The sequence below is a fragment of the Actinoplanes sp. NPDC049668 genome (assembly GCF_044465445.1).
GTDB lineage: Bacteria > Actinomycetota > Actinomycetes > Mycobacteriales > Micromonosporaceae > Actinoplanes.
The window spans coordinates 364,002-383,611 of record NZ_JBITLR010000008.1; the positions used below are offsets into that span (position 1 = coordinate 364,002).

Sequence of the window (19,610 nt, forward strand, 5' to 3'; positions counted from 1 at the left end):
TCAGACTCGCCGAGAGTAACGGAGCGTTGGTAACCAAAGGGTCCCAACGACGCGGCGTCACCGTCTCGGGACCGTTACACCTGCGGGTCCACACACCAGTGCGTCGCGGCAGGCCCGGTCCGCGGCCCGGGTGGTCTCCGGCAGCCGGAACCGCGGCGTCAGGGCGAGCGTCAGCCCGCACGCGGTGTCCAGGTCCATCCGGTGCCCCACCGAGACGAAGACCGGCTTCACCGCGTCCCGGGTCCGCAGCACCGCGCCGACCGCCTCGCCGCCGTCGACCAGCGCCGACCGGGCGCCGCGCCGCTCGGCGACCGGCTCCCACGCGCCGACCAGCGGCGTCTTGCCGACGCCGAACGACGGCAGCCCGGTCAGCACGCCGAGGTGGCAGGCCAGCCCGAACCGGCGCGGATGCGCCAGGCCGTGCCCGTCACAGATCAGCACCTCCGGCCGGACGCGGAGCCGGTCCAGCGCCTCCAGCAGCGCCGGCACCTCCCGGAACGCGAACAGCCCGGGCACGTACGGGAACGCGGGCCGGCCGTGCACCACCGCGCTGTCGAGGACCGCGTGTGTCCGCGCGTCGAGCACGACGATCGCCGCGGCGAGCCGCTCGCCGTCCTCGTGGTAGGCCACGTCCAGCCCCGCGACCGTCGCCGGATCGGCCGGGCCGGGCCCGCCGATCACCTGTGGACGCAGGGCGTCCTGCACGGCCAGGGCCTCTGCTTCCGTACGCGGGGAACCGGTCACGGGCGCAGACGCTAGCGCAGCCGCGGGCCGACCGCGGGGTGGTTTCCCACACCGCGGCCGGCCCGGGCTCACGACGCGAGCGCCGCCAACTCCTCCGGGGTGAGCACGCGGCTGCGGATCAGGAAGCGCACCCCCTCGGGCGCCTCCAGGCTGAAGCCGCTGCCCCGGCCCGGCACCACATCCACCGTGAGGTGGGTGTGCTTCCAGACCTCGAACTGCGAGGTGCTCATCCAGAAGGAGATCGGCTCGTCCACGCCGTCGATTCGCAGCTCCTCGAGCAGCACATCGCTCGCTCCGGTGCGGAACTCCCCCTCGAGGTAACACATCGGTGAGCTGCCGTCGCAGCAGCCGCCGGACTGGTGGAACATCAGCGGGCCGTGCTGCCCCCGCAGCGACCGCAAGAGTTCGGCCGCGGCGGGGGTCACGTCTACTCGGGCGCCCATGGCCTAGAAGAAGCCCATGGCCTTGGGCGAGTAGCTGACCAGCAGGTTCTTCGTCTGCTGGTAGTGGTCGAGCATCATCTTGTGGTTCTCCCGGCCGATGCCGGACTGCTTGTATCCGCCGAACGCGGCGTGCGCCGGGTACAGGTGGTAGCAGTTCGTCCAGACCCGGCCGGCCTTGATCTCCCGGCCCGCCCGGTACGCCGTGTTCATGTCGCGCGTCCACAGCCCGGCGCCGAGGCCGTACAGGGTGTCGTTGGCGATCTTGATCGCGTCGGCGTAGTCGGAGAACGAGGTCACCGAGACCACCGGCCCGAAGATCTCCTCCTGGAAGATCCGCATCGAGTTGGCGCCCTCGAAGATGGTGGGCTGCACGTAGTAGCCGCCGGACAGGTCGCCGCCGAGGTCGGCGCGGGACCCACCGATGAGGACCTTGGCGCCCTCCTGCCGGCCGATGTCGAAGTAGGACAGGATCTTCTCGAGCTGGTCGTTGGAGGCCTGCGCGCCGACCTGGGTGTCGGTGTCCAGCGGGTTGCCCTGCTTCAGGTTCTCGATCCGCTTGACGCCCGCGGCCAGGAAGTCGGAGTAGTGGCCGCGCTGGATCAGCGCCCGGGACGGGCAGGTGCAGACCTCGCCCTGGTTGAGGGCGAACATCGCGAAGCCCTCGAGTGCCTTGTCCATGAAGTCGTCGTCGGCGGCGCTGACGTCGTCGAAGAAGATGTTCGGGCTCTTGCCGCCGAGCTCCAGCGTCACCGGGATGATGTTCTCGGAGGCGTACTGCATGATCAGCCGGCCGGTGGTGGTCTCGCCGGTGAACGCCACCTTGGCCACCCGCTTCGAGGACGCCAGCGGCTTGCCGGCCTCGACGCCGAAGCCGTTCACGATGTTGACGACGCCCGGCGGCAGCAGGTCGGCGACGAGCGACATCCACAGGTGGATCGAGGCCGGGGTCTGCTCGGCCGGCTTGAGCACGACGGCGTTGCCGGCGGCCAGCGCGGGCGCGAGCTTCCAGACCGCCATCAGGATCGGGAAGTTCCAGGGGATGATCTGCGCGACGACGCCGAGCGGCTCGTGGAAGTGGTAGGCGATGGTGTCGTCGTCGATCTCGCCGAGGGTGCCCTCCTGCGCGCGCAGCGCGCCGGCGAAGTAGCGGAAGTGGTCGATCGCCAGCGGGAGGTCGGCGGCCATCGTCTCGCGGACCGGCTTGCCGTTCTCCCAGGTCTCGGCGACGGCGAGCTGCTCGAGGTTCGCCTCCATCCGGTCGGCGATCTTGTTGAGGATGTTGGCACGCTCGGCGACCGAGGTCCGGCCCCAGGCGTCGGCCGCGGCGTGCGCCGCGTCAAGGGCCCGCTCGACGTCGGCGGCGGTGCCGCGGGCGATCTCGCAGAAGTTCTGTCCGTTGACCGGCGAGGGGTTCTCGAAGTACCGGCCCTCGGCGGGCGGCACGTATTCGCCGCCGATCCAGTGGTCGTACCGCGACTCGTAGCTGACGATCGCGCCGTCTGATCCGGGTGGGGAGTAGATGGTCACGGGGGGTCCTCCATACCTGGGCCGCCGCCCGACATTGGGCGACGCGGATATGCAGGACGCTAGATACGGAGACGTTGCACAGACGTTGCACGGAGGCTACGGGCGGGCCGCCCGGCCAGGGTGAGGCCGTACTCGGCCGCCAGCTGGGCGACCCGGTTCATGGCCAGCGGGCGGGCCGGCGAGCCGGGTGGCAGCGCGGTCGCGTACGCCTCCCACATCTCCAGGTCGTCGGCGCCCCAGGGCGCGCTGAGGAAGGCCAGGATCAGCCGCGGGTCGCCGCCGGTCAGCACCGCCGCCCGCAGCCGGGAGTCCATCAGCCGGCGCAGCCGGACGATGCCCGGCGCGTCCGAGGAGGGCAGCAACGGGCCCGCGTACGCGTCGAGCGCGTCGGCGACCCTGCCCCGCTCCAGCAGCCGCGTCACGGTCAGGAAGTCCGCCTCGACGTGCCCGCGCAGCCGGTAGGGCCGCGAGTCCAGCAGCTCGGGGCCGAGGATGCGGCGCAGCCGGGAGAGCTCCGCGCGGACGGTGACCGGGTTGAGCTCCTCGGCGTACAGGTCGAAGCCGAGCTGGTCTCCCGTCCGGCCCTCCGGGTGCACGAGGAGCAGGACCAGGAGTTCCGAGTGCCGGCGCCCGAGCCGCAGCCGCCGGCCGCCCACCGAGAGGATGGCCTCCTCGCGCCCGGACACCGAGACGGTCGCGGCGAGGTTCGCCGGCTCCGGCAGGTGCGCGCGCAGGTACGCCTCGGCCGCGAGCGCGGTGGCCCGGACCAGCGCGAGGCTGTGCGGGTTGGCCAGGTGGTCGCCGCCGGTGACGTCGATGGCGCCGAGCAGCCGCCCGGTCGCGGGATCGTGGATCGGCGCGGCCGCGCAGGTCCAGCGCTGCACGCCGCGGGTGAAGTGCTCGGTGGCGAAGATCTGCAACGAGTGGTCGACGGCCAGGGCCGTGCCGGGCGCGTTGGTGCCGGCGTGCGCCTCGTCCCAGCGGGCGCCCGGCACGAAGTTCATCGACTCGGCGCCGCGCAGCACCCCCGCGGCGCCCTCGACCCAGAGCAGCCGGCCGTGCGCGTCGCAGACCGCCATCAGGTGCCCGCCGTCGTCGGTGAGCCCGCCGAGCAGGTCCCGGAAGATCGGCAGCACCCGGGCCAGCGGATGCGCCGCGCGGTAGGCCTCGAGCTCGCCGTCGCTCAGCTCGATGGGCGCGGTGCCGTCCGGGCTCACCAGCGCGCCCGCGGAGCGCCGCCAGGAGTCGGCCACGACGGGCCGCACCTGCGTCCCGGCCTGCTCGCCGGTCAGGAAACGCTCGTGTGCCCGGCCCACCTGGCCGATGTGCTCGGTCGGGTCGTCGCCGAGGGTGAGTGCGAGCCACGGGTTCGACATGCGCACCTCCAGTCCCGTCCATCGTGTCCTGCATCACGCCCGGCGACAACCGTCCGCGGCGGCATAGGCTGCGGTGGTGGAGACGACAGCGTTCTATGTCGCCGGCGTTGCGGTGCACGGCGACGACGAGGTGACGGTGACGCACCCGTACGACGGCCGGGTGGTCGGGCGTACCACCTGGGCCGGGCCGGAGCAGGTCGAGGCCGCCGTCGCGGCGGCGGCCGAGATCGCCGACCGGGCCGCGGCCCTGCCCGCGCACGTCCGCGCGGCGGCCCTCGACCACGTCTCGGCCCGCCTCGCCGAGCGCCGCGAGGAGATCGCCGCGCTGATCACGGCCGAGAACGGCAAGCCGCTGAAGTGGGCGCGGATCGAGGCCGACCGGGCCCGGTCGGTGTTCCGCTGGGCGGCCGAGGAGGCCCGCCGGTTCGCCGGCGACCTGCAGCGGCTCGACACCGACCCCGGCGGCACCGGCCGGATCGCGGTGGTCAAGCGCGTGCCGCGCGGCCCGGTGCTGGGCATCTCGCCGTTCAACTTCCCGCTGAACCTGGTCGCGCACAAGATCGCCCCGGCGATCGCGGTCGGCGCGCCGATCGTGCTCAAGCCCGCGCCCGCGACCCCGCTGACCGCCCTGCTGCTCGGCGAGCTCCTGGCCGAGACCGACCTGCCGGCCGGCATGTTCTCGGTGCTGCCGGTCCCGAACGAGCGGGCCGCGGCGCTGGTGGCGGACCCGCGGCTGCCGATCGTCTCGTTCACCGGATCCGGGCCGGTCGGCGCGCAGATCCGCCGCGCGGTGCCGGAGAAGCACGTGACGCTCGAGCTCGGCGGCAACGCGGCCGTGCTGCTCTGCGCGGACTACGGCAGCGACGCGGACCTGGACTGGGCGGCGCAGCGGGTAGCGGCGTTCGGCACCTACCAGGCCGGACAGAGCTGCATCTCGGTGCAGCGGGTGTACGTGCACGCCGGGCTGACCGGCTTCCTGCCCCGCCTGACCGACGCGGTCTCCGCGCTGCGCACCGGCGACCCGAACGACCCGGACGTCGAGGTCGGCCCGATGATCAGCGAGGACGCCGCGCGGCGGGTCGAGGACTGGGTGCAGGAGGCGGTGGCGGCCGGCGCCACGGTGGTCGTCGGCGGCAAGCGCGAGGGCGCGACCTACCCGCCGACGGTCCTCACGGACGTGCCGCCCGGCGCCAAGGTGGTCGCCGAGGAGGTCTTCGGCCCGGTGCTAGTGGTCTCCGAGGTCGCCGACGACGCGGCCGGCTTCGCGGCGATCAACGATTCGGCGTACGGGCTGCAGGCCGGGGTCTTCACCCACAACATCCAGACGGCGTTCGCCGCGCACCGGGAGCTGAAGGTCGGCGGCGTGATCGTCGGCGACGTCCCGTCGTACCGGGCGGATCAGATGCCGTACGGCGGGATGAAGGGCAGCGGCGTCGGCCGCGAGGGCCTGGCGAGCGCGATGGACGACTACACGGAGCCCCGCGTCATGGTGCTGACCGGAGTGGACCTGTAGGACGGAGCTGAGCGGCGGTCCCCGGCCCGGGGGCCGCCGCTTTGTCGTCTCCCCGATCAGTGCCACGCCTGCGGGTGATCGATGTTTCCGGGGGTTCGCGGGACCATAGTGGTTCCCGTCCTCGTTTGTACCCCTCGGACGGAGTTCGTGTGTTATGCGTACCCGCATGGTGCTGGTGATCGGGCTCGCGCTGGCCGCCGTCTCCGGCTGCGGCCCGGGCCGCGAGAGCGTCCGGGTCGGCGCCGTGACGTCCGCGTCGCCGCAGGCGTCGGCCCCGCCGAAGACCCCGCCCTCGACCCGCACCCGGCCGGCCGCGCCGGTACGCAAGAAGCCGGCCGGCCGGCGCGGGCCGGCCGACAGCCTGATGAGGACCGGCGACGCCGGGGTCGCGCTGAGCTTCGACGACGGCCCCGATCCCGTGCAGACGCCGCGGCTGCTCGACCTGCTGCGCAAACACGGGGTGAAGGCGACCTTCTGCCTGGTGGGGCGGAACGTCGCGGCCCATCCCGGCCTGGTCCGGCGGATCGCCGCCGAGGGACACACCCTCTGTAACCACACCTGGCGGCACAGCCTGACTCTCGGTAAGCGCAAGCCGGGCGTGATCGAGGCGGACCTGCGGCGCACCAACGACGCCATCCGCGCGGCGGTGCCCGGCGCCCGGATCGGGTACGTGCGGGCGCCCGGCGGGAACTTCACCGGCGCCTTCGTCGCGGCCGGCGCCCGCCTCGGCATGCGGTCCATCTACTGGCAGGTCGATCCGCGGGACTGGGAGCACCGAGGCGGCGAGTCGGGCGCGGCGCACCGGGCGAAGGTCGTCCGCGCGGTGAAGAAGCACGTGCACGACGGCGCGATCGTGCTCTCGCACGACTACGGGCAGCCGGAGACGGTCGCCGCCTACGAGCAGCTGCTCCCCTGGCTCAAGGGCCGCCACCGCCTGGTGGCGCTGCCCTGACGCTCAGTGCGAGGGCGGTATGACGCGCAGGTGGCCGCGGCGGCCGGTCTGGTGGCCCGGCAGATGGTCGTGGGCCTCCGGGCGCGGCGGCGGCGCCGGGCGGGCCGCCTCGCGGACCGCGTCGGCCAGGGCGACCAGGTCGTCCGTGGTGGGCGGGGGCGGGGCGAAGTCGCCGTCGTGGCGCACCAGCTCCCAGCCGCGGGGCGCGGTCAGGCTGCGGGCGTGCGGCTCGCAGAGGTCATAGGTGTGCGGCTCGGCGAAGGCGGCCAGCGGTCCGACGACCGCGGTGGAATCGTTGTAGACGTAGGTCAGCGTGGCGACCGCCTGTCGTGGACAGCCGTTGCGGGAGCAGCGCCGTGGTGACCTCACGGCGGCACGTTATCTCCCCGCGGCGGCGCACAGCCGCGACACGCCGACCCGCCATCCATCACGATTTTGACATGGCGCACCGACACGCCGTCCCAATGGGACGAATTCGCCGGGGGAAACGCGCCCGGCACGGCCTGACCGACTCCGGCGGCCCGCGCGGGCTAGGCTGGCTGGCGTGACTACCAGCCCCGACCGCCGCCGGTCCGGCTCGGATCCCGGCCGATCCGCCCGCGCCGCCGGACCCGGGCGACCCGCTCGCCGGGACCGGCACGGACGTGGGCTCCGCGGCCGCCTGGTGCCGGCGACCGTGCCGCTCGCGCGCACCAAGGCCGAGATCTTCGACGACCTGGTCCTGGACACCGTCGAGAGCCTCGAGCGGCGCTATGCCAAGGAGCTGGCGGGCGTCGAGTTCGCCGTCGAGGATGTGCCGCCGGACCTGAACGTCTACGACTCGGATGTGCTCGAGGACGGCGAGGTGCCCCTGGCCCGGCTGCTGCCGGGTCGTCCGGGACGCCAGGAGCTGCCGCCGCGGATCGTGCTGTACCGGCGGCCGCTGGAGTTCCGGGCGATGGACCGCGAGGACCTCGCCGACCTCGTTCACGATGTGATCATCGAGCAGGTAGCCAACCTGCTCGGCGTGGATCCTGACGAGCTTTCCTGAGACGGCCCCCCGGCGTCGGCAGGAATACTCCGATCAGGCGACCCGCCGCTTCAGCTTGCGCCGTTCGCGTTCGCTGAGTCCGCCCCAGATGCCGAAGCGCTCGTCGTGCCCCAGCGCGTATTCCAGGCACTCGGCCTTGACGTCGCAGCGGCCACAGATCCGCTTCGCCTCGCGGGTCGAACCGCCTTTCTCCGGAAAGAAAGCCTCTGGATCGGTCTGCGAGCACAGCGCCCGCTCCTGCCACTCGGGCGCATCCCCGAGCAGGTCCACCCCTTCAACCTGCGCTTCCATCGGCGTGCCTCCTTTTCCGCGCCGGCAGCGATGCCCGCGCTGACCCCCCACGCACGCGGCGTGTTTCTTGCGGAAAGTGACGGTTCGCGACCCGTCATTCCCACAACCCCACCGAAATTACACGCGTGTAAGACGTGCGTCGTCAAGCCGAACCTGATAAATAGGCCCGTTTCCTCGAGGCTCCGTCGCCGCCTCGTGGTCCCGTTCCAGCCCTATCTCTCGGGGCCACCGGAAGGTAACGCGAGGTCGGCGCGTCGAGTCCAAATTACCCCATTTTGTGACCTGATGACTACCGGCGGCCATACACGGTCGTGCGCTCCGCGGCGGGACGACCCGCGGCGGCGGCCAGCTCCTTCAGCTGCGCGACCGTACGGGCGGAGCCGTGCTCGGACCCGGCCATCCGCGAGATCGTCTCCTCCATCAGCGTGCCGCCGAGGTCGTTGCAGCCGCCGTTGAGCATCGCGGTGGTGCCCGCGTCGCCCAGCTTCACCCAGGAGCACTGGATGTTGCCGATCCGGCCGTGCAGCAGGATCCGCGCCATCGCGTGCACGACCCGGTTCTCCCGCCAGGTCGGCCCGGGCCGGGCGATCCCGGCCAGGTAGATCGGCGCGTTGGTGTGAATGAACGGCAGCGCGACGAACTCGGTGAAGCCGCCGGTCACATCCTGGATCCCGGCCAGCACCCGGAAGTGGCCCAGCCACTGGCGCGGGTGGTCGACGTGGCCGTACATCATCGTCGAGCTGGAGCGCAGGCCCACCTGATGTGCCGTGGTCACCACGTCGATCCAGGCCGACGCCGGCAGCTTGCCCTTGGTCAGCACCCAGCGCACGTCGTCGTCGAGGATCTCGGCGGCCGTGCCGGGGATCGTGTCGAGGCCGGCCTCGCGCAGCTCGGTCAGCCAGTCGCGCACCGAGACGCCCGCCTTGGCCGCGCCCGTGACGATCTCCATCGGCGAGAACGCGTGCACGTGCATGCCGGGCACCCGGCGCTTCACCGCCCGGACCAGGTCCGCGTACGCGGTGATCGGCATCTTCGGGTCGATGCCGCCCTGCATGCAGACCTCGGTGGCGCCGTCCTTCCACGCCTCCTCGGCCCGGTCGGCCACCTGCTCGACCGACAGCCGGTACGCGTCGGCGTCCTTCTCGCGCTGCGCGAACGCGCAGAACCGGCAGCCCACGTAGCAGACGTTCGAGAAGTTGATGTTCCGGTTCACCACATAGGTGACGTCGTCGCCGTTGACCTGCCGGCGCAGGTCGTCGGCGAGGCGGACGAGCTCGTCCAGCGCGGAGCCGTCGGCGTTGAACAGGGCCATGGCCTTGACCTCGTGCGCCGGGTCGAGCAGCGCGCCCGGGTCCTCGGCGGCCAGCCGCAGGCCCGCCAGCACGTCGGACTCGACCCGCGGCACCACCTTGCCCTGGCCGGCGGCGACCGCCTCCGCGGACAGGTGCGAGGCCACCTCGTCCCAGTCGCCGTAGACGCTGTCGAAGTCGCCGCGGCGGTCGCTTGTGCGGCCCTCGGTGTCGATGGCGGCGAACAGGTCGGTCCGGCCGCCGGCCGCGTAGGCGTCGTCCGGCTCCTGCCACGGCAGCCCGGCCGGCATGGCCTCCTCGCGGGCCAGCCCGGTCGCCGGGTCGGCGAGCGCGGCGACGTGCGCGGCCAGCCGCGGGTCGAGCCAGTTCTCGCCGCGCCGGACGTACTCCGGGTAGATGGTCAGGCGCTCGCGCAGCTCGAAGCCGGCCTGCGCCGAGTGCTGCCGCAGCGCCTCGATCTGCGGCCACGGGCGCTCGGGGTTGACGTGGTCGGGCGTCACCGGGGAGACGCCGCCCCAGTCGTCGATGCCCGCGCGCAGCAGCAGGGCGAACTCCCCCGCGATCAGGTTCGGCGGCGCCTGGATCCGGGCGCGCGGGCCGAGGATGATCCGGGCGACCGCCACCGTCGCGGCGAGCTCGCGGAGCTCGGCGTCCGGCATGCCGCGCATCGCCGTGTCCGGCTTGGCGCGGAAGTTCTGGATGATGACTTCCTGAACGTGGCCGAACTCGCGGGCCGTGTGGCGCATCGCGAAGATCGCGTCGACCCGCTCGGCGGGCGTCTCGCCGATGCCGATCAGGATGCCGGTGGTGAACGGGACGCCGACGCGGCCGGCGTCGTCCAGCACCCGCAGCCGGACCGCGGGCTCCTTGTCCGGCGAGCCGTAGTGCGGCCCGCCCGGCTCCGACCAGAGCCGGGTCGCCGTCGTCTCCAGCATCATGCCCATGCTCGGCGCGACCGGCTTGAGCCGCTGCAGCTCGGCCCAGCTCAGCACGCCCGGGTTCAGGTGCGGCAGCAGGCCCGTCTCCTCGAGGACGGCGATCGCGCAGGCACGCACGTAGTCCAGGGTCGAGTCGTAGCCGCGCTCGTCCAGCCACTGCCGGGCCGCGGGCCAGCGCTCCTCGGGCCGGTCGCCGAGGGTGAACAGGGCCTCCTTGCAGCCCTGCGCGGCGCCCTCCCGGGCGATCGCCAGCACCTCGTCGCGCTCCAGGAACGCCGCCGGCAGCCGGTGCGGCACGGTCGCGAACGTGCAGTAGTGGCAGCGGTCCCGGCAGAGCCGGGTCAGCGGTATGAAGACCTTCTTCGAGTACGTGACGACGCCGGGCCGGCCGGCCTCACGAAGGCCCGCGTCCCGCACCCCGCCGGCGATCGCCAGCAGGTCGTCCAGGAGCGGCCCCTCGGCCGCGAGCAGGGCCGTCGCCTCGTCGGCATCGACCGCCTTGCCGTCGGAGGCACGCTTGAGCGCGCGTCGGACGCTGGCCTCAGTCACATCTGCCACCCGTGCAGCCTAGGCCGGAAAGATGCCGGCCGCGCTCGAGGCGACCTGGTAGCCGCAGTGGCGTGGAACACGATCGGCGGCGCCCCGGCCTGGGGCGCCGCCGACGGGCCGGTCACTGGCGGGGCGGATGCTCCTCGCCGACGATCTGGGTGCGGTCGTCCTCCGCATCGCGATGCGGCATCGCCTGGGTCGCATCGGCGGGGCCGCCCGGCGGCGGGTAGGACGGCGGGCCGTAGGCGCCGGGCGCCTGCGGGTGGCCCGGCTGCGGCGCGAACGGCCCGGGCGGGGCGCCGCCGGAGGCCGGCTGCGCCGAGACGGGCTGGGTCGGCGGCGCCGACGTGGGGACGGTGTTCTGCGGCGCGCCCCAGGCCGGCTGGGTCGGCGGCGCCGACGTAGGGACGGTCTCCTGCGGCGCGCCCCAGGCCGGCTGGGTCTGCGGCTGGCCCCACTGCCCGGGCTGCGGCTGCGGCTGGCCGTAGCCCGGCTGGCCGTAGGCGGGCTGGGTCTGCACCGGCTGGGTCGGGCCGGCCGGCGGCTGACCGGGCTGCGGGTAGCCGGGCGGCGGGTAGCCGGGCTGGCCGTACTGCTGGTGCTGCGGCTGCCAGTTCTGCGGCGGCTGGCCGTAGACGCCGGGCTGCGCCTTCGGCCGCGGCGTGTAGTAGAGGTTGCGCCAGATCAGGAACACCGCGTACGCCGCCGCGGCGAAGACCGCCAGCCACGCCGAGCGGACCAGGAACTCCTCGAACGCCACCCGGACGCTCCAGTCCACGAGCCGGACCAGCGCGATCAGGAAGCCGAAGAGGATGCCGAAGAAGCCCGCGACCGCGTACTCCACCAGCGCGACGACCGTGATCAGCTTGGCGTGCTTGTGCGCCGGCTGCACCAGCGTCGCCAGCAGCACCGCCGCCAGCGGAAGCACGATGTGCTCGATGTTGACGAAGCTGTAGAAGGCGTTCTGCGTCCGGGTCAGGAAGTCCTGGCCGACCCCGGACGGGATGAGGCGGATGATCGCCACGAAAAGCCAGACGGCAGGGGCGCCCACCAGGGCCAGCGCGGCGAGATCACGCAGCGGCCGGATCACCTGGAGGACCGGTCGCCCGGGCGGCTGCGGCGACGGTGTGCTGGTCACGGCTGGACTCCTTGACGCTTCGGATGTGGGCGGGTCGGCTCAGCCTAGACCGGATACACACGTCACACCCGGTACCCAGTGGCCACGAATCCGGTCGCGGTGCGCAAGGATGGCCGAATGCGGATCGTGGTCCTTACCGGAGGGATCGGCGGCGCCCGGTTCCTGATCGGCGTGCGCGCACATGCGCGGCGCATCGGCGCCGAGGTTACGGCGGTGGTCAATGTCGGCGATGACGTGCGAATGCACAGCCTGCAAATCTGCCCCGACCTCGACAGCGTCATGTACACCCTGGGCGGCGCGGCCGACCCGGAGCGCGGCTGGGGCCGCGTCGGCGAGACCTGGGCGATCAAGGAGGAGCTGACCCGGTACGGCGCCGAGCCGACCTGGTTCGGCCTGGGCGACAAGGACATCGCCACCCATCTGGTACGCACGACGATGCTGAACGCCGGCTACCCGCTGTCGGCGGTCACCACCGCGCTGTGCGACCGCTGGCAGCCCGGCATCACCATGCTCCCGGCCACCGACGACCGCCTGGAGACCCACGTGGTGGCGGAGGTCGACGGCGAGCGCAAGGCGATCCACTTCCAGGAGTGGTGGGTGCGCCACCGCGGCGAGGTGCCGACGCACCGGTTCGTCTTCGTCGGCGCGGAGACCGCCAAGCCGGCCGCGGGCGTCCTGGAGGCGATCGCCGCCGCCGACGTGGTGCTGGTCGCCCCGAGCAACCCGGTGGTCAGCATCGCGCCGATCCTGGCCGTACAGCAGCTCAAGGAGGCCGTCGCGACCGGCCCGGCGCCGGTCGTCGGGGTTTCGCCGATCATCGGCGGCGCCCCGGTGCGCGGGATGGCCGACCGCTGCCTGGCGACGCTCGGCGCCGAGGTGAGCGCGGCCGGGGTCGCCGGGCTCTACGGCGCCCGCCGCGACGGCGGCCTGCTGGACGGCTGGCTGGTCGACACCGCGGACGAGGCGACCGCCGTGCCCGGAGTGCACACCCGGGCCGTACCGCTCTGGATGACGGACGAGGACGCGACGGCGGCGATGGTCGCCCACGCGCTCGAGCTCGCGGAGGTGGCGCGTTGATCGACGGCCTCGAGGTCCTGCCGGTGCGCGGCATCGGCGACGTGACCGCGGGCGACGACCTGGCCGCCCTGATCACCGCGAAGGCGCACTGGCTGCGCGACGGCGACGTCCTGGTCGTCACCAGCAAGATCGTGTCGAAGGCCGAGGGCCGGCTGGTCGAGGTGCCGGCGGACGGCCCGGAGCGGGAGGCGGCGCGCGAGGCGGCCCTGGCCTCGCAGACCCGGCGGGTGGTGGCCCGGCGCGGGCCGACCGCGATCGTGCAGACCCACCAGGGCTTCGTGATGGCGGCGGCGGGCATCGACGCGTCGAACGTCGACAAGACCCACCTGGTGCTGCTCCCGGCGGACCCGGACGCCTCGGCCCGGGCGCTGCACGCGGCGCTGGCGGCGCGGGGCCTGCGGGTCGGCGTGATCGTGTCGGACACGATGGGCCGGGCGTGGCGCAACGGCCTGACGGACGTCGCGCTCGGCGCGGCGGGCATCGAGCCGTTCCGCGACCACCGCGGCGAGATCGACCCGTACGGCAACGAGCTCGAGCTCACCCAGATGGCCGTGATCGACGAGCTGGCGGCGGCGGGCGAGCTGGTCAAGGGCAAGTGCGACCAGGTGCCGGTCGCGGTGGTCCGCGGCTATCCGGGCGCGGGCGCGGCCGGGACCCCCGGCGCGGTCGCCCTGCTGCGGGACGCGGCCAGCGACATGTTCTCCCTGGGTACGGCCGAGGCGCGGGCCGACGGGCTGCGCGCGGCGGCGACGCTGCCGGACGACGCGCCGGCCGACTCCGGCGACGGCTGGGCAGCCGCGGTGAAGCGGGCCAGGGCACAGGTGTCCGGTGTGATCGCCGACGGGACCCTCATCGATACCGGACCGCCCGGCGTGCTGACCTGCGCCGCCCCGGCGGCGAACGCGGCCGCGCTCATGCGCTTCGGCGCCGACCTGCACCGGCTGCGCGCGGCCCTGGCCGCCGAAGGGCTGTCGTCGGCCGTCGCGTACACGGACGCCGGCGCCACCGTCACCGTGGGGACGCCGCGATGACCCTGCTGCGGGACGCCCAGGACACGCTGGGCCGATGGCGGGCCACCTCGGAGGCCGCCGACCTGGCCCGGAAGCGGACCCTCGAGCTGCTCGGCGCCGGGCCGGTCGCGCTGACCCGGGCGCACCGGCCCGGGCACGTGACCGCCAGCGCCCTCATCGTCGACGAGCGGCGCCGGGTGCTGCTGTGCCTGCACGGGCGGCTCGGGATGTGGATGCAGGTCGGCGGCCACTGCGAGCCCGCCGACGGCACCCTCGCGGAAGCCGCGCTGCGCGAGGCCCGCGAGGAGTCCGGCATCGCCGGCCTGCGACTCGACCCGGACCCGATCGACGTCGACATCCACGCCGTGCGCTGCGCGCCGGCCGACGGCGCGCCGGCCGGGCCGTCGTACCACTTCGACGTGCGGTTCCTCGCCGTCTGCCCGGCTGGCGCGGTCGAGCAGATCAGCGACGAATCGGCGGACCTGGCGTGGTTCACGGCGGACGCGCTGCCGACGCCCCTGGCCGACGGCGTGGTGCAGCAGCTCGCGCCCGCCTTCGCCCGGCTGTGACCCGGCCCGTCAGATGTAGTGCAGGTCGCCCTTCTCCTTGAGCTCGTCCACCAGGGACTTGACCTCCTGGGCCCGGTCGCGCGGGCACACCAGGACCGCGTCCGGGGTGTCCACGATGATCAGGTCGCGGACCCCGAGCGCGGCGACCAGGCGGCCGGAGTTCGGGACCACGACGAGGTTCTCCGCCTCGCGGAGCAGCACGTCCGGGCGGGCCGACACGTCGTGGCCGACCACCACGTTGCCGGCGCCGTCCGCGGCCAGCACCTCGCCGAGGGTGTGGAAGTCGCCGACGTCGTTCCAGCCGAAGTCGCCGGGAACCGTGCCGACCCGGCCGACCGCGGACGCGCCCTCCATCACCGCGTAGTCGACCGAGATGCGGGGCAGGGTCTGCCAGACCTCGCCGAGCACCTCCTCGCGGGACGGTGTGTCCCAGGCCTGCGCGATCCGGGCGATGCCGGCGTGCAGCTGCGGCTGCTGGCGCGCCAGCTCCGCCAGGAAGACGTCGACCCGCCAGACGAACATGCCCGCGTTCCACAGGTAGTTGCCCGACTTCACGTAGCTCTCCGCCACGTCGTAGGTGGGCTTCTCCTTGAACTCCTCGACCGCGAGCACGCCGTCCGCGTCGAGGACCGGGCCGCCGCACTGCAGGTAGCCGTAGCCGGTCTCCGGGCGGGTCGGGGTGATGCCCAGCGTCATCAGCAGGCCCTGCCGGGCGCCGACCATCGCACGCCGGATCACGCCGAGGAAGCGGTCGTTATCGGAGATCAGGTGGTCGGCCGCGAACGCGCCCATGATCGCCTCGGGGTCGCGCCGGGCGATCACCGCGGCGGCCAGGGCGATCGCCGCGCAGGAGTCGCGCGGCGACGGCTCGACGACGATGTTCTCCTCCGGCAGCTCGGTCAGCTGGCGGGCCACCGCGGCCGCGTGCGCGACCCCGGTGACGATCAGGACGTGGCTCGGCTCGGTCAGCGGGCCGAGCCGGGTGACGGTCGCCTGCAGCAGCGACGCCTCGGTGCCGGTCAACGGATGAAGGAACTTCGGGTGACCGGCCCGGGAAAGCGGCCATAGACGGGTACCACTGCCACCTGCGGGAATTACGGCGTACAGGGTTCCCGGGTTCTCACTCATGCGCACGCAGTGTAACGATCAATGACGGGCTCGGGAGTCGAACCCCTCACGGTGCCACCCTGTTCCAGGTCGCGACGTGCATTTCGGCGCTGGTCGTCCAGCTGAATTCCTTGGCGCGGTCGAAGCCCGCCTTGGCCAGCGTGAGCCGGCGCGGCTCGTCGTGCAGCAGGTCGGCGAGGTCCTCGGCGATGCGGTCCGGGTCCTCGGTGGTGTATGCGACCGCGTCGCCGCCGACCTCCGGAAGCGACAGCCGCGGCGTGGTCAGTACCGGCGTGGCGCATGCCATCGCCTCGAGGATCGGCAGGCCGAAACCCTCGCCGAAGGACGGGTAGCAGGCCACCAGCGCGCCGCCGAGGAAGCCGGGCAGGTCCGCGTAGCGCAGATAACCGGGGCGCAGCAGGCGCAGGTGCGACGGCACCTCGGCCACCGCCCGGTCGATGTCGTCGTCGTGGCCCTGGCCGCCGGCGATGACGAGCGCCGGCGGGTGCGGCCAGTCGACCACCGCGCGGGCCCAGCCGCGGATCAGGTTCGGGACGTTCTTGCGGGGCTCCTTGGCGCCGAGGAACGCGACGTAGCCCGCGTCGGTGAGGCCGAGCCGGGCCCGGACCCGGGCCTTCTCCTCCTCGGTCGGCGCGTGGAACGCCGTCTGGTCGACGCCGTGGTAGGCCACGTCGATGTGTGTGGGGTCCGCGTCGAGCAGCCGGATCAGCTCGTCGCGGGTCGCCTTGCTCGGCACGATGACCCGGGCGGCGCGGCGCAGCGACGTCTTGATCGCGCTGCGGAAGAATGTGCGCTTCGTGTTGTCGTAATGCTCCGGCTCGGTGAAGAAGGTCGCGTCGTGCACCGTCACCGTGACCGGGCATCCCGCCCGCAGCGGGCACGTGTAGAACGGCGAGTGCAGCACCTTGGCGCCGACCTGCTGGGCCAGCAGCGGCAGGCCGGTCTGCTCCCAGGCCAGGCGCGCCGGCCGGTGCGCGACCGCCGACGGGCCGGCGATCACCTCGGCGGAGGTGAGCATCCGGGCGTAACGCTCCGCATCCGAACGCTGCGCCACCACGGCGAGGTCCAGGCGGTCGGGCCCGATCGCGCCGAGGGCGCCCAGGAGTCCGTCGACGTATCTGCCGACACCACCCCGGTCGGCGGGGACGCTAGTGGCGTCGACGAGGACTCGTGGCGGACGACCGGCGGTCACGTAGCAACTCCTCGGGGGCAGTGGGCCAGACCACTGGCAAGGGTACGCCGCTCGATGGGTCCCGTGTCGACCGCGACACCTGAAGAGATCGCGCCGTTGCCCGTGCTTCGCGCGGCCACGCCGACCCGAGATCATCTCGTTACGTACGGTGAACAGACTATCGTCGGCAGCGATGATTGAGACGATTCCGGCGGCCCTCGCGGCCGCCGTGCGCCGCGACCCGACCGCCCCCGTGCTGACCTGGTACGACGACGCCAGCGGCGACCGGACCGAGCTGTCCGGGTTGACCATGGACAACTGGGTCGCCAAGACCGCCAACCTGCTCGTCGACGGGGTCGGCCTCGGCTCCGGCGACGCGGTGGCGGTCCTGCTGCCGGCGCACTGGCAGACCGCGGCCGTGCTGCTCGGCGCGTGGGCGGCCGGCCTCGCCGCGGACCTGGGCCCGGACCCGCAGCCGGTGGAGGCGCTCTTCACCAACCCGGAGCGGGCCGGCACGGCGGCGGCCTGGGGCACCGGCGACCGCTACGCGACGGGCCTGCTGCCGCTCGCCGCCCCGCTGCGCGAGGTGCCGGCGGGCTTCCTCGACTACACGGTCGAGGTGCGCGGCTTCGGCGACCGGTTCGTCGCCTCGGCCTCCGTGGACCCCAACGACCGGGCGCTGGCCGGCCCGTACGAGGAGAGCCACCTCACGGTGTGCCGGGCCGCCGCCGAGCGCGCCACCGAGCTGGGCATCAAGCCCGGCGACCGGGTGCTGGTCGACGCCGGCGCCTACCCGGACCCGGCGGACTGGCTGCTGGCGCCGCTGCTCGCCGGCGCGAGCATCGTGCTGTGCGCCAACCTCGATCCGGCCAAGGTGGAGAGTCGCAGCGAGTCAGAGCGGGTCACGCACCGCCTCACGTGACGCGGCGAGCTCCTCGAACGCGGTCAAGGACTCGGGATTGGCCAGAGCGCCCCGCGCCGCGGCCCGGTCCGCCGGCGTGCCGGTGAGAATCCGCTTCACCGGTACCTCCAGCTTCTTGGCCGACAGCGTGCGCGGCACCGCGCGTACCTGATGGATCTCGTCGGGGACGTGCCGCGGCGAGAGCGCGGCACGCAGCTCCGCCCGGATCCGGCCGCGCAGCTCGTCGTCGAGCTCGGCGCCCTCGGCCAGGACCACGAAGAGCAGCAGCTCGTCCTGGCCGTCGGCGTCGAGGTGCACCACGACGGAGTCGGCGACGCCGGCGACGCCCTCGACCACCGAGTAGAACTCGGCGGTGCCCAGCCGCACGCCGCCCCGGTTCAGGGTGGCGTCGGAGCGGCCGGTGATGACGCAGCTGCCGTCCTCGCCGATGGTGATCCAGTCGCCGTGCCGCCACACGCCCGGGTACACGTCGAAGTAGGCCTCGAAGTAGCGCCGGCCGTCCGTGTCGTTCCAGAAGCCGACCGGCATGCTCGGCATCGGCGCGGTGATGACCAGCTCGCCGAGCTCGCCGATGACGGGCTTGCCCTCGGGGTCGTACGCCTCGACCCGCGAGCCGAGCGCCCGACACGAGATGACGCCCTCGACCACCGGCAGCAGCGGCGTACCGCCGACGAAGCCGGTGCAGACATCGGTGCCGCCGGACAGCGACTGCAGCTGCGGGGTGTCGCCGAGCACCTCGTAGACCCAGCGGAAGCCCTCGGGCGGCAGCGGCGCGCCGGTCGAGCCGACCGCGCGGATCGCTCCTGCCGGCGGGACGACCCCGGCCTTGCGGCAGGCCATCAGGAACGGCGCCGACGTGCCGAAGTAGGTGACCCCCGCGTCCGCGGCGAGCCGCCACGTCGCGTCCAGGCCCGGGTGACCGGGGTGGCCGTCGAAGAGCACGATCGCCGCGCCGACCGCCGGGCCGGAGGCCAGGAAGTTCCACATCATCCAGCCGGTGGTGGTGAACCAGAAGAACCGGTCCCCCGGGCCGAGGTCGTGGTGCAGCGCCAGCATCTTCAGGTGCTCGAGCAGGATGCCGCCGTGCCCGTGCACGATCGGCTTCGGCAGCCCGGTCGTGCCGGACGAGTAGAGCACGTAGAGCGGGTGGTCGAACGGGACCGGCGCGAAGGCCAGCGGCTCGTCGCCGTCCAGGCCGTCCCAGTCACCGCCGCCGTTCAGGTAGCCGATCGTGATCAGGTGCTCGACGCTGGGCAGGGCCGCCCGGATCGCGGCGACCTCCTCGCGGCGGTCGACCGCCTTGTCGCCGTAGCGGTAGCCGTCGACCGCGACCAGGACCTTCGGCTCGATCTGGGTCCAGCGGTCGATGACGCTGCGCGAGCCGAACTCCGGCGCACACGACGAGAACACCGCGCCGAGGGCGGCGGTCGCCAGCATGAGCACGTACGTCTCGGGGATGTTGGGCGCATAGGCCGCGACCCGGTCGCCGGGCCCGACGCCGAGCCGGCGCAGGCCGGCGGCGACCCGCCGGACCTGGTCACGAAGCTCCCGCGCGGTGAGCGTGACCGGCTCGCGGGTCTGCGAGTACGCGATGACGACCGGATCGTCGTCGCCGAGCCCCGGCATCCGCAGCACGTGCTCGGCGTAGTTGAGCGTGGCGCCGGGGAACCACCGCGCGCCCGGCATCGCGGCATCGGGCAGCGTCGCCGACGGCTCGGCGTGCGCGATGACGTCGAAGTAGTCCCAGACCGCCCGCCAGAAGCCCTCGAGGTCGGTCACCGACCACTGCCACAGCTGCGCGTAGTCCGCCGCGTCCACGCCGCGCTCGGTCCGTAGCCAGGTCATGAACCGCCCCATCCGGGACGTCTCGAGAACGTCCGCCGGCGGGGTCCACAGCACCGTGCCCGTCGTCATGCCGCCAC

The 19,610-nt window shown here is 73.3% G+C and carries 18 protein-coding genes; 7 read left to right on the forward strand and 11 right to left on the reverse strand.

The window, feature by feature from the left end:
- Nucleotides 1-57: 57 nt before the first annotated feature.
- From ACIBSW_RS32665 to ACIBSW_RS32680, 4 genes are all read right to left on the reverse strand, one after another.
- Nucleotides 58-744 carry an endonuclease V gene (locus tag ACIBSW_RS32665; protein ID WP_354729203.1) on the reverse strand — a complete coding sequence of 229 codons (687 nt, stop codon included), beginning with the start codon at nt 742-744 and terminating at the stop codon, nt 58-60.
- A 68-nt stretch (nt 745-812) separates the two neighbouring features.
- A complete protein-coding gene (locus tag ACIBSW_RS32670; RefSeq protein WP_354720974.1) occupies nt 813-1,187 on the reverse strand; it encodes a DUF779 domain-containing protein in 375 nt (124 codons plus the stop codon).
- 3 nt (nt 1,188-1,190) lie between these two features.
- Nucleotides 1,191-2,714 (reverse strand): aldehyde dehydrogenase, encoded by a 1,524-nt coding sequence (gene adh / locus ACIBSW_RS32675; RefSeq protein ID WP_354720976.1) that lies wholly within the window; start codon nt 2,712-2,714, stop codon nt 1,191-1,193.
- A 59-nt stretch (nt 2,715-2,773) separates the two neighbouring features.
- Complete coding sequence (locus ACIBSW_RS32680; protein ID WP_354720978.1) at nt 2,774-4,090, reverse strand: GAF domain-containing protein; 1,317 nt, start codon at nt 4,088-4,090, stop codon at nt 2,774-2,776.
- 76 nt (nt 4,091-4,166) lie between these two features.
- On the opposite strand from ACIBSW_RS32680, the gene ACIBSW_RS32685 reads away from it, so the two are divergent.
- Nucleotides 4,167-5,603: an aldehyde dehydrogenase family protein gene (locus ACIBSW_RS32685; RefSeq protein WP_354720980.1), complete on the forward strand. Its 1,437-nt coding sequence runs from the start codon at nt 4,167-4,169 to the stop codon at nt 5,601-5,603.
- 154 nt (nt 5,604-5,757) lie between these two features.
- Nucleotides 5,758-6,555, forward strand: coding sequence for a polysaccharide deacetylase family protein (locus ACIBSW_RS32690; protein ID WP_354720982.1), 798 nt, complete (start codon nt 5,758-5,760; stop codon nt 6,553-6,555).
- A gap of 3 nt (nt 6,556-6,558) precedes the next feature.
- Here ACIBSW_RS32690 and ACIBSW_RS32695 read toward each other — a convergent pair whose 3' ends face one another.
- Nucleotides 6,559-6,924 carry a DUF3499 domain-containing protein gene (locus tag ACIBSW_RS32695; RefSeq protein WP_354720983.1) on the reverse strand — a complete coding sequence of 122 codons (366 nt, stop codon included), beginning with the start codon at nt 6,922-6,924 and terminating at the stop codon, nt 6,559-6,561.
- Nucleotides 6,925-7,099: 175 nt separating this feature from the next.
- On the opposite strand from ACIBSW_RS32695, the gene ACIBSW_RS32700 reads away from it, so the two are divergent.
- Nucleotides 7,100-7,585, forward strand: a complete 486-nt coding sequence (locus ACIBSW_RS32700) for a metallopeptidase family protein (RefSeq protein ID WP_377885551.1) — start codon at nt 7,100-7,102, stop codon at nt 7,583-7,585.
- A 33-nt stretch (nt 7,586-7,618) separates the two neighbouring features.
- On the opposite strand, the gene ACIBSW_RS32705 is transcribed toward ACIBSW_RS32700, so the two are convergent.
- The 3 genes from ACIBSW_RS32705 to ACIBSW_RS32715 all read right to left on the reverse strand — a co-directional run bounded on the left by ACIBSW_RS32705 (nt 7,619) and on the right by ACIBSW_RS32715 (nt 11,811).
- Nucleotides 7,619-7,876: a WhiB family transcriptional regulator gene (locus ACIBSW_RS32705; protein ID WP_015619224.1), complete on the reverse strand. Its 258-nt coding sequence runs from the start codon at nt 7,874-7,876 to the stop codon at nt 7,619-7,621.
- Nucleotides 7,877-8,165: 289 nt separating this feature from the next.
- On the reverse strand, nt 8,166-10,682 hold the full coding sequence (locus ACIBSW_RS32710; protein ID WP_354720985.1) for a bifunctional FO biosynthesis protein CofGH: 2,517 nt from the start codon (nt 10,680-10,682) through the stop codon (nt 8,166-8,168).
- Between the two features lie 112 nt (nt 10,683-10,794).
- Complete coding sequence (locus tag ACIBSW_RS32715; RefSeq protein WP_354720986.1) at nt 10,795-11,811, reverse strand: hypothetical protein; 1,017 nt, start codon at nt 11,809-11,811, stop codon at nt 10,795-10,797.
- A gap of 117 nt (nt 11,812-11,928) precedes the next feature.
- Between ACIBSW_RS32715 and cofD the strand changes: the two genes are divergently transcribed.
- Genes cofD through ACIBSW_RS32730 form a run of 3 tightly spaced genes read left to right on the forward strand, consistent with a single transcriptional unit; the run spans nt 11,929 to nt 14,467 of the window.
- Nucleotides 11,929-12,888: a 2-phospho-L-lactate transferase gene (cofD, locus tag ACIBSW_RS32720; protein WP_354720988.1), complete on the forward strand. Its 960-nt coding sequence runs from the start codon at nt 11,929-11,931 to the stop codon at nt 12,886-12,888.
- Complete coding sequence (locus tag ACIBSW_RS32725; RefSeq protein WP_354720990.1) at nt 12,885-13,919, forward strand: coenzyme F420-0:L-glutamate ligase; 1,035 nt, start codon at nt 12,885-12,887, stop codon at nt 13,917-13,919. The genes cofD and ACIBSW_RS32725 overlap by 4 nt, the downstream gene beginning before the upstream one ends.
- Nucleotides 13,916-14,467 carry an NUDIX hydrolase gene (locus tag ACIBSW_RS32730; protein WP_354720992.1) on the forward strand — a complete coding sequence of 184 codons (552 nt, stop codon included), beginning with the start codon at nt 13,916-13,918 and terminating at the stop codon, nt 14,465-14,467. Before ACIBSW_RS32725 ends, ACIBSW_RS32730 begins: the two co-directional genes overlap by 4 nt.
- 9 nt (nt 14,468-14,476) lie before the next feature.
- Here ACIBSW_RS32730 and ACIBSW_RS32735 read toward each other — a convergent pair whose 3' ends face one another.
- A complete protein-coding gene (locus ACIBSW_RS32735) occupies nt 14,477-15,595 on the reverse strand; it encodes a mannose-1-phosphate guanylyltransferase (protein WP_354720993.1) in 1,119 nt (372 codons plus the stop codon).
- Nucleotides 15,596-15,641: 46 nt separating this feature from the next.
- Nucleotides 15,642-16,787, reverse strand: a complete 1,146-nt coding sequence (locus ACIBSW_RS32740) for a glycosyltransferase family 1 protein (protein ID WP_354720995.1) — start codon at nt 16,785-16,787, stop codon at nt 15,642-15,644.
- A 172-nt stretch (nt 16,788-16,959) separates the two neighbouring features.
- Here ACIBSW_RS32740 and ACIBSW_RS32745 point away from each other — a divergent pair, with 172 nt between their 5' ends.
- Nucleotides 16,960-17,688: a TIGR03089 family protein gene (locus tag ACIBSW_RS32745; RefSeq protein WP_354720997.1), complete on the forward strand. Its 729-nt coding sequence runs from the start codon at nt 16,960-16,962 to the stop codon at nt 17,686-17,688.
- On the opposite strand, the gene ACIBSW_RS32750 is transcribed toward ACIBSW_RS32745, so the two are convergent.
- Nucleotides 17,659-19,602, reverse strand: a complete 1,944-nt coding sequence (locus ACIBSW_RS32750) for an acetoacetate--CoA ligase (protein WP_354720999.1) — start codon at nt 19,600-19,602, stop codon at nt 17,659-17,661. The genes ACIBSW_RS32745 and ACIBSW_RS32750 overlap by 30 nt on opposite strands.
- Nucleotides 19,603-19,610 lie beyond the last annotated feature (8 nt).

Coding starts and splice junctions, on each gene's coding strand:
- ACIBSW_RS32750 (WP_354720999.1), bottom strand. CDS start 19,602: ATGACGACGGGCACGGTGCTGTGGACCCCGCCGGCGGACGTTCTCGAG.
- ACIBSW_RS32680 (WP_354720978.1), bottom strand. CDS start 4,090: ATGTCGAACCCGTGGCTCGCACTCACCCTCGGCGACGACCCGACCGAG.
- cofD (WP_354720988.1), top strand. CDS start 11,929: ATGCGGATCGTGGTCCTTACCGGAGGGATCGGCGGCGCCCGGTTCCTG.
- ACIBSW_RS32705 (WP_015619224.1), bottom strand. CDS start 7,876: ATGGAAGCGCAGGTTGAAGGGGTGGACCTGCTCGGGGATGCGCCCGAG.
- ACIBSW_RS32745 (WP_354720997.1), top strand. CDS start 16,960: ATGATTGAGACGATTCCGGCGGCCCTCGCGGCCGCCGTGCGCCGCGAC.
- ACIBSW_RS32690 (WP_354720982.1), top strand. CDS start 5,758: ATGCGTACCCGCATGGTGCTGGTGATCGGGCTCGCGCTGGCCGCCGTC.
- ACIBSW_RS32670 (WP_354720974.1), bottom strand. CDS start 1,187: ATGGGCGCCCGAGTAGACGTGACCCCCGCCGCGGCCGAACTCTTGCGG.
- ACIBSW_RS32735 (WP_354720993.1), bottom strand. CDS start 15,595: ATGAGTGAGAACCCGGGAACCCTGTACGCCGTAATTCCCGCAGGTGGC.
- ACIBSW_RS32730 (WP_354720992.1), top strand. CDS start 13,916: ATGACCCTGCTGCGGGACGCCCAGGACACGCTGGGCCGATGGCGGGCC.